The following is a 7,056-nucleotide window of genomic DNA, read 5'->3' on the forward strand; positions in this document are numbered from 1 at the left end:
GTCCTGCCACGCTGCCATCCACCGGTCCAGCTCAGCCGGCAGTTCCGGTAGCGGTGCCCTGGCGATGGTCCGTTAGGCGGCCACCCGCGCCCTGGCTGGCCCGCAGCCCGAACCGCAGGGGGCGCCCTCTCCGGCAGTCGCCCGCCGGTCGGCCGTGTGCGTGACCCGAGAGGGCGGAAGGCCGAAGGTAGTACGAGGAATCGTCCGCCATCTTCGTCCCCGGCCCCATCAACCGGCCCCATCAAAAGGAGGTAACCGCCTTGAGAGGATTTCGGCCCGCGAGCGCGCTCGCCCTGGCGATGGCATGGCTCCTGTTGTCTGCGGCGCTTGTTGCTGGAGGGGCCCCGCCGGCCGCCAGGGCTCAGGTTCACGAGGTAAGGCTGCTCATCCAGCCGGTGCCGGGGCAGCCCATTCCGGAGTTTTACTTCGAACCCGTGGGTCTGTACATCCAGCCGGGCGACACGGTGGTCTTCAAGGCGTTGTCGCCCCATCATACGGTCACGGCCTACCACCCGCGCCAGGGCAAACCGCAGCGGGTGCCCGACGGCGTCGAGCCCTTCTCGTCGCCGGTGCTTCCCGTGGGCGGCGAGTGGCGTTACACCTTTACGGTTCCGGGCGTGTATGACATCTGGTGCGCTCCCCATGAGATGTACGGGATGGTGATGCGCATCGTCGTCGGATCTCCCGCAGGCCCGGGTACCACGCCCTCCAAGGATTTCGGCCCCGAGGGCACCTTCGGGGTGGCAGGGCAGGTGCTCAACCACCCGCTGCTCGACCCGGCCCGCATCGTCGCTCAGGGCTCGGTGTCGTGGTCTGCTCTGCCCGCCGAGGTGAAGGTCATGCGCCAGGGCCCGCCTGGGGCGCCGGCCCAGGGTCACTGAAGCGGCACCGCGACGGCGGCCCCGGGTTGCCCCGGGGCCGCACCGCCTGGGTCGGTGGCCCCCTCAGGAGCCCCTCACACGGCTTGCATGTCGTATAGGCTGGCGACACCTGCGAACGCTGCTCCCGCCGCCTCGTTTCAGACCCGGCACCTCTGGACCCCCGCAGAAGCGGCCAACTCGGACGGGGCACCTGCACCCGAACCACGCGCGCGAGAGACTCGGATCGCGGACCGCCCCGCGATGTCGTTCATGGGAAGGCCAGCACCATCGAGGTAGCCCGCACCGCCCACCGAGGGGGCTTTGCCTGACTGGAGGAGTCCCTTGAAGCCTTTCGGGGACTCCCTAATCCCGCGACCTCTAGAAACAACTTGGCTGGGGCGCCTGGATTCGAACCAGGACTAGGAGATCCAAAGTCTCCCGTGCTGCCGTTACACAACGCCTGGTACATATTCCCAGGTTGACATGACGGGCTTTGTGGCCATGTGGCGAAGCGCATCACAGCCAGATGTTGCAACTCCTGCCACCGCTCTGGGATTCATGCATCCAATGGATCCACTCGTGGATCCACTAGTGCCTGGCATGGCTCCCTGGCCCGCAGGTCTGCCACGCCCACTGCCTTTGCCCCCAGCCGGCTTGCTGGGAGGGAAGGTATGCCAAATCATGGGAGGTCCCTGCTGGCGATCCGAGGTAATTCTTGCCATCGAGCAGGAGTGCCCGGAGGCACGGTGAATGAATGACCATTTACCCCTGAGGAAGGGGTGCGAAATGCGAGCTAGAGGGGTCATGGTGTCGAGCCACCGCTGCACGTCGACCCGGGTGACGGCGGCAAGCTCCAGGTGGCCCAGGTAGGGCAGGATGCGGTTGCGGACCACCTTCTCGTAGGAGCCCGTTGTGGTGGCCTCCGTTACCGCCCGCACGTGCGGAAGCCAGGTGTACTCGAGGTAGTGGGCCAACGTGGTGTCCGGCGAGGCACCTGAGAGGATGGCCTGGGTCTTCCGCCGGGCCTCCTCTTCACTGGCAGCCTCGAAGGCGATCCATCGGCGCCTGCGCTGGCCGTCAGGTCCAAGATCGTAGACTCCGACTCGCCACGAGTGCTCTCCGCGTCGCTGCATGGTCGCCATGTGCTCCACCGCCACGGACGGGGTGGTTCCAGCTTCGCTGACCGACGCCGGAGGCGTCGGTCCTGCCGCCCGGAGGGCGTCAGTGAAACCCGAGTGGAGCACATGTTCGGTCCTAGAACCAATTACCCTGCCTGGGCGCGGCAAAGCCTCAGAGGTCGGCAAGGGCGTCCAGGATGTCCTTGTTCTCCTCGATGAAGTACTAGATCACCGCGTTCAAGACCTTGGTCGGCCAGCAGCAGGGAGGCAGCTGGCGGGCACGGCGCAGGGTGCCCTGGAGGTTCCTACTCATCTGCCTGCGCGGCTAGGACCCGTCGCCAGCTAGCGAACCCGGGTATAGAGGTCGCCGATGGCTTCCCATAGGGCGGACAGCTCATCCTCGGTCTCTGTCGACGCATGGGCCCGAATCGAGTCAGCGCGGCGATAGGCGCGCACAGCGTTGTGGAGGGCTGCCATCTCGTTGGCTGCCGTGACCAAGTCTTCAAAGCCGCGCGGCACCACGTCGTCGTTGTGGTTGGCACTCCAAGTACGCGTACTGTCCACCAAACCGTACAGCCGCAAGAGCAGCATTCGCGCATAAGGTTCCAACAGGGCAAGGCGAAAGGCTCGCTCTTCGGTTGGTTGGTCACCGCCGGGCCGCAATGCCTCATGGAGTCGGTACCTGAATCCCAATGCGCTCATTCGGGAGTGCATGCCAACTCGAACGAGGTCAATGGACGGAGTGTAGGATTCCGGGATATCCGATAACCACGCGTCCAGCAGCTCTGCTACCCGCTGTGCCCAATCGTCATCAGCCGATGCGAAGGCCAGTGCCTGCGACGCCATGACTATGCACGCGATGACGCTCGCCACTTGTATGATCCGGCCCATGCTCTCACTCTCCTTGGAGGGTCTTCCAGTCGCGGACCAAAAGGTTCGACCCAACCGGCGTCGCCTCCTTGGCGGGATGACCATCCAGCCCTAGCGGCGGCGCGTTAGACTCACAGCTTGCCCAGGGCCTCCAGGATGTCCCGGTCCTCCTCGATGAGGCGGTCGACCACGGCATCGAGGGCCTTGCGAGGCCAGCAGGGAGGCAGCCTGCGGGCCTGACGCAGGCTACCGCGCAGCCGCAACCGTCGTCGATGGCTTGCCACGGCGCGTCCTCCTCCCACACGCGGCCATTTGCTCCCAGAAGTCTGCAGCCATCTCACCGAGAACCTGGCGGATGTCGGGCTCTAGGATGAACATCGCGTCCGCCACCGAGCGCGGCGGCGCTGCCATGGCCAGGATGGCACCCTCGGACAGCCGGCCGCCCGAGAGGATGAAGGCCCATTCCAGGTAGCGCCGGGTCACCGGATGCTCCAGGGCGTCGGATAGGATGAACACCGGGCCTGGCCTGCCGAAGAGGGCGCCGGATGGGCGTACCAGCAGCATACGCAACTCACCAGCCAGCACCAGGCGAGCCGCCGCATCGAGCGCAGGGTGCGGGGCCCAGTACCTCTAGGTGAGCAGATCCCGGGTGCGGACGGTGGCTTGGCGCCACATCGGACCGAGCGCAAGCTGTACGGCGTGTCGCACAAGCTCAGATGGCCCTGGCGCCAGGGGCCAACACCCTCCGCCTGGTGAGAGGGCGGCCAGCACCGCCTGCTTCCACTCATCATCTGTAATCTCCTGGAAGCGGTCCATGATGGCCGCCTGGACCGTGCTGCCCACGCCGTGCCATCCTCCTTGTGCCACGCTACCCTACATCGCGGCGGCGATGTCCGGGTCGTACAGGACGGCGTCAAGAGGGTCACCCTCCACGAGGGCGCGAGGGAACCGGATGACCTCACCACCCACGACAGGCGGGGCACCCACAGTCCCGATGAAAGCTGCTGGATACTCGCTGAAAAGTGTCACACCTGTCACGGTCGTCACGCCCGTCATGCCGTCACGCCCGGAAAGCCCATCCGACGCGGCCTGTGCCTGTGCTGCGCCGGCGAACGCAGTGCCCACGAGCGGTGAGGAGTGACCTCCGTGACAAACATGACCATCGTGACGGATGTGACACCGTGACAGGCGTGACACTTTTTCAGATCGCCATGCGGTCCACGGCCGGTGTCCGACCCATCGGGGTCGGGCCCGGCCACCACGTACTTCCCGTTGTCGAGCTGTCGCACCAACCCACGCTCGGCTAGGCGGTGCAGGCGCTGGCGCACCGCATCCTGCCGCAGGCCAAGGAGGGACGCCAGGTCCCGCGGCCACATCGGCCCGTGCTTGCGCAGAGCCTCCAGCAGCTCGCGGCTCTCCTTCCGCTGCCGTACCTCCTCCGCGCTCGCATCCTGTAGGACCCAGGCCATCGTCCGCGGGTCGAGGCTGACGGCGAGGAGGCCGTCAAGGAGTTACATCAGACCCTGTCTCGCCACAGCGCTGGAGGCCTACTGGACCGGGTGCTAGGACGCCTACTGGCTCCACCTTCGGTGAAGCCTACCGAGGGTAGCCCGGCCGACCAGAAGCACGTAGACGGCCTCTAAGGCCCTTCTTTTGGCCGTAGACAAGCGATTGTGGTCCGCCAGTAGGAGAACTCCCTTGGCCCTGTTCCTGCCCTTGTAGGTCATCCTGCGGCGAGGTGTTTGTCCTTCATGGTCCTGCCACGCAACCACGACCGATACGACGAGCACATCAAGCGGGCTGCCAGGACTGCCGGCATCGACTGGTTGCTCCTCAAGGTTGTCGTGGCCCAGGAGAGCCGCTTCGATCCGAAGGCCTTCAGGAAGGAGCCCGGGCCGCCTGGCTATGGGAGCTATGGGCTGACGCAGATCTTGAGCTCAACGGCTGCAAGAGATTACGGCATCCGCGATCCCAAGGTCTTATTCGACGTGGACACCAACCTCAGGATAGGCGCCGACTACCTGCGGCGGATGCTGGTGGCGTGCAAGGGCGACGTGAAGCTCGCCCTGGCGAGCTACAACTGCGGTCCAGGTAGGGTCAGAGCCCTGGTGAACGAGCACGGGTGGGACTACGACAAGGTGGAGCCGCACCTGCCACTGACGACACAGCGCTACGTCCAGAAGGTACTGGCTTACCGGGACGCTTTCGCGAAGAAAGTGGGTGACGGCCACTCCGTGGCCGCTGGAGGTGAGAAGGCTGCAGATCACGCCAGAGATGACGGCGTTACTTGAGAGGGTGCTGGCGCTGCTGGCCCTGGTGGTGGCGGCCGGGCCCGGTGTGGCGTTTGCCTTCCTGCGCAAGAAGGTACGGGACTTGGAGGGCGAGACCGCCGCCGAGCAGGCGCTCCTGGCCGCCCTGGTGGAGGCCGACAAGGTGGCCAGGGATGCCGTTCTGTACGCCAAGCAAGTGTTCGTGGACGCCCTCAAGGAGAACACGAAGGATAACAAGCTCACCCTGAGTGAAGCGGAGCACGCCATGCAGGTGGCGCTGTCCTACTTCAAGCGCCACATGTCGGAGAACTCCCTGAAAAGGTGATTGCGGCGGCGTTCGGGCCGGTGGAGAAGTGGGCCCAGGAGCTGATCGAGGCGAAGCTGGGCGAGGTTAAACTGGGAGAGGTCCCAAAAGCGCAGAGCCCGGCTTCCGCCTCTCGCTGACCCTCCCAGGCACCCTCCAGCTCGGATACACCCGGCGGGTGGGTGACGGGACGCTGCAGGTAGGCGTAGAGCACGACCTGCGCACCGGTAAGACCCGCGGGATTCTCCGAGGCGGGTGGACCTTCTAAGACAGTAGGGCTTCGCCCGTAGCGTGGTGAAAGCCCTACCTTCGTCCTTACAGAGGTGATCAGGATGGTCGTGGCCACCCTCATCATGAGCATACTCGCCCTGCTGCTGGCCCTGCAGGCTGTGTGGCGGCGGGTCTTGCTGCGATGGCCTGGCACCGGGCCTCGGTAGCTCAGGCCAGGATGGAGGAGCAGCTGGCTACCCTCCAGCAGGCCGTGGGCATGCTCAATGACGCAGTAACGGCACTCAGCCAGCACCTGGATGCTCTCGACCGCACCGCACTCCGGGTCCCGGTGGACGAGGGCGCCGATGCCGGGTAAGATAGGCCCATACCGGAATTCACCGAGCGAAGCGAGGCGGAACCATGAGGATGCCCGACCTTGATCCCGACCTTCGCTGCCACCGAAAGGGTGGCACCGGCCTACGGCCGGCGCCGCCGGTACGGAGTGCCGGTGGCAGGGCCGACGCCTCCGGCGTCGGTCAGTTGGCCGCCGAATACATTCGCCAGGGCAAGGGAGACGAGATGCCGGAGAGGGCACGCCTTGCCCTGGAGCGGATTGCCAGGGAGGGTGCCCGAAAGCTTCAGGAGTCGGGCTACACCTACGAGCGCGCCGTCGAGGAGGTCACCGCCTACACGGGCACGCCGGGAGCGCCAGGGCCGTCAGTGACAGCCACTTCGTGGCCGCTGTGCTGACGGCCACTTCGGAAGGAATCGGGAGAAGGGAAGGCTAACCTAGGGCTCGCTACCACGCAGTGCAGGTGAGGCGAGCCCGATGGACGGTTGGAAGAACCAGCTCTACTTCGGCGACAACCTGGAGGTCCTGCGCAAGCACATCCCGGACGAGAGCGTGGACCTCATCTACCTCGACCCGCCCTGGAACTCCAACGCTAGCTACAACGTGATTTTCGCCGAAGCAAGCGGCGAGGCGTCGCCCGCGCAGATCACGGCCTTCGAGGATACATGGCACTGGGTCGGCGATAGGCCAGGAGCCACTTACAATGCCGAGGCCAGCTACAATGAGGTGGTTACCCGCGGCCCGAGGAAGCTCGCCGACCTGCTTCAGCCCTTCGTAGGTTCTTAGGCGAGAATGATATGATGGCCTACCTCGTGATGATGGCTCCCAGGCTCGTTGAGATGCACCGTGTGCTGAAGCCAGCCGGCAGCCTCTACCTGCACTGCGATCCGACGGCGAGCCACTACATCAAGTTGCTCCTGGATGCGGTATTTGGCCCTCAATGCTTTCGGAACGAGATCATCTGGAGCTACCGGCGGAGGCCCAGCCCAACCAAAGCCTTCCAGCGCATGCATGACGTGATCTTCTTTTACGGTCGGACGGAAGATGGCCCTGGCACCTTCCATGTCGAGTA

12 protein-coding genes and 1 pseudogene are annotated in these 7,056 nt (G+C 65.2%); 6 read left to right on the forward strand and 7 right to left on the reverse strand.

Features of this window, described 5'->3' with window-relative positions; genetic code table 11:
- Positions 1–299 precede the first annotated feature (299 nt).
- Positions 300–881, forward strand: a complete 582-nt coding sequence (locus tag HPY83_19515) for a hypothetical protein (GenBank protein ID NPV10136.1) — start codon at positions 300–302, stop codon at positions 879–881.
- A gap of 428 nt (positions 882–1,309) precedes the next feature.
- Here the strand turns inward: HPY83_19515 and HPY83_19520 are convergent, their stop codons facing one another.
- The 7 genes from HPY83_19520 to HPY83_19550 all read right to left on the reverse strand — a co-directional run bounded on the left by HPY83_19520 (position 1,310) and on the right by HPY83_19550 (position 4,317).
- Positions 1,310–1,993, reverse strand: coding sequence for a hypothetical protein (locus HPY83_19520; protein NPV10137.1), 684 nt, complete (start codon positions 1,991–1,993; stop codon positions 1,310–1,312).
- Positions 1,994–2,320: 327 nt separating this feature from the next.
- Positions 2,321–2,869, reverse strand: a complete 549-nt coding sequence (locus HPY83_19525) for a hypothetical protein (GenBank protein ID NPV10138.1) — start codon at positions 2,867–2,869, stop codon at positions 2,321–2,323.
- Positions 2,870–2,979: 110 nt separating this feature from the next.
- Positions 2,980–3,132, reverse strand: a complete 153-nt coding sequence (locus HPY83_19530) for a hypothetical protein (protein ID NPV10139.1) — start codon at positions 3,130–3,132, stop codon at positions 2,980–2,982.
- Positions 3,095–3,412, reverse strand: a complete 318-nt coding sequence (locus tag HPY83_19535) for a hypothetical protein (protein ID NPV10140.1) — start codon at positions 3,410–3,412, stop codon at positions 3,095–3,097. Before HPY83_19535 ends, HPY83_19530 begins: the two co-directional genes overlap by 38 nt.
- Positions 3,413–3,478: 66 nt before the next feature.
- Positions 3,479–3,691, reverse strand: a complete 213-nt coding sequence (locus tag HPY83_19540) for a hypothetical protein (GenBank protein NPV10141.1) — start codon at positions 3,689–3,691, stop codon at positions 3,479–3,481.
- A 30-nt stretch (positions 3,692–3,721) separates the two neighbouring features.
- The gene (locus HPY83_19545; protein ID NPV10142.1) at positions 3,722–3,895 is read right to left on the reverse strand and encodes a hypothetical protein; all 174 of its coding nucleotides are present in this window, start codon (positions 3,893–3,895) and stop codon (positions 3,722–3,724) included.
- A gap of 5 nt (positions 3,896–3,900) precedes the next feature.
- Entirely contained in the window at positions 3,901–4,317 is a 417-nt protein-coding gene (locus tag HPY83_19550) for a MarR family transcriptional regulator (protein ID NPV10143.1), read from the reverse strand.
- A gap of 282 nt (positions 4,318–4,599) precedes the next feature.
- On the opposite strand from HPY83_19550, the gene HPY83_19555 reads away from it, so the two are divergent.
- From HPY83_19555 to HPY83_19575, 5 genes and pseudogenes are all read left to right on the forward strand, one after another.
- Positions 4,600–5,139: a transglycosylase SLT domain-containing protein gene (locus HPY83_19555; GenBank protein ID NPV10144.1), complete on the forward strand. Its 540-nt coding sequence runs from the start codon at positions 4,600–4,602 to the stop codon at positions 5,137–5,139.
- Positions 5,123–5,443, forward strand: coding sequence for a hypothetical protein (locus tag HPY83_19560; GenBank protein NPV10145.1), 321 nt, complete (start codon positions 5,123–5,125; stop codon positions 5,441–5,443). Before HPY83_19555 ends, HPY83_19560 begins: the two co-directional genes overlap by 17 nt.
- 370 nt (positions 5,444–5,813) lie before the next feature.
- Positions 5,814–6,008, forward strand: a complete 195-nt coding sequence (locus HPY83_19565) for a hypothetical protein (protein NPV10146.1) — start codon at positions 5,814–5,816, stop codon at positions 6,006–6,008.
- A gap of 44 nt (positions 6,009–6,052) precedes the next feature.
- Entirely contained in the window at positions 6,053–6,382 is a 330-nt protein-coding gene (locus tag HPY83_19570; protein ID NPV10147.1) for a hypothetical protein, read from the forward strand.
- Positions 6,383–6,461: 79 nt separating this feature from the next.
- A pseudogene (locus tag HPY83_19575) lies at positions 6,462–7,056 on the forward strand (site-specific DNA-methyltransferase).

Source organism: Anaerolineae bacterium, from assembly GCA_013178015.1.
Classification (GTDB): domain Bacteria; phylum Chloroflexota; class Anaerolineae; order DRVO01; family DRVO01; genus Ch71.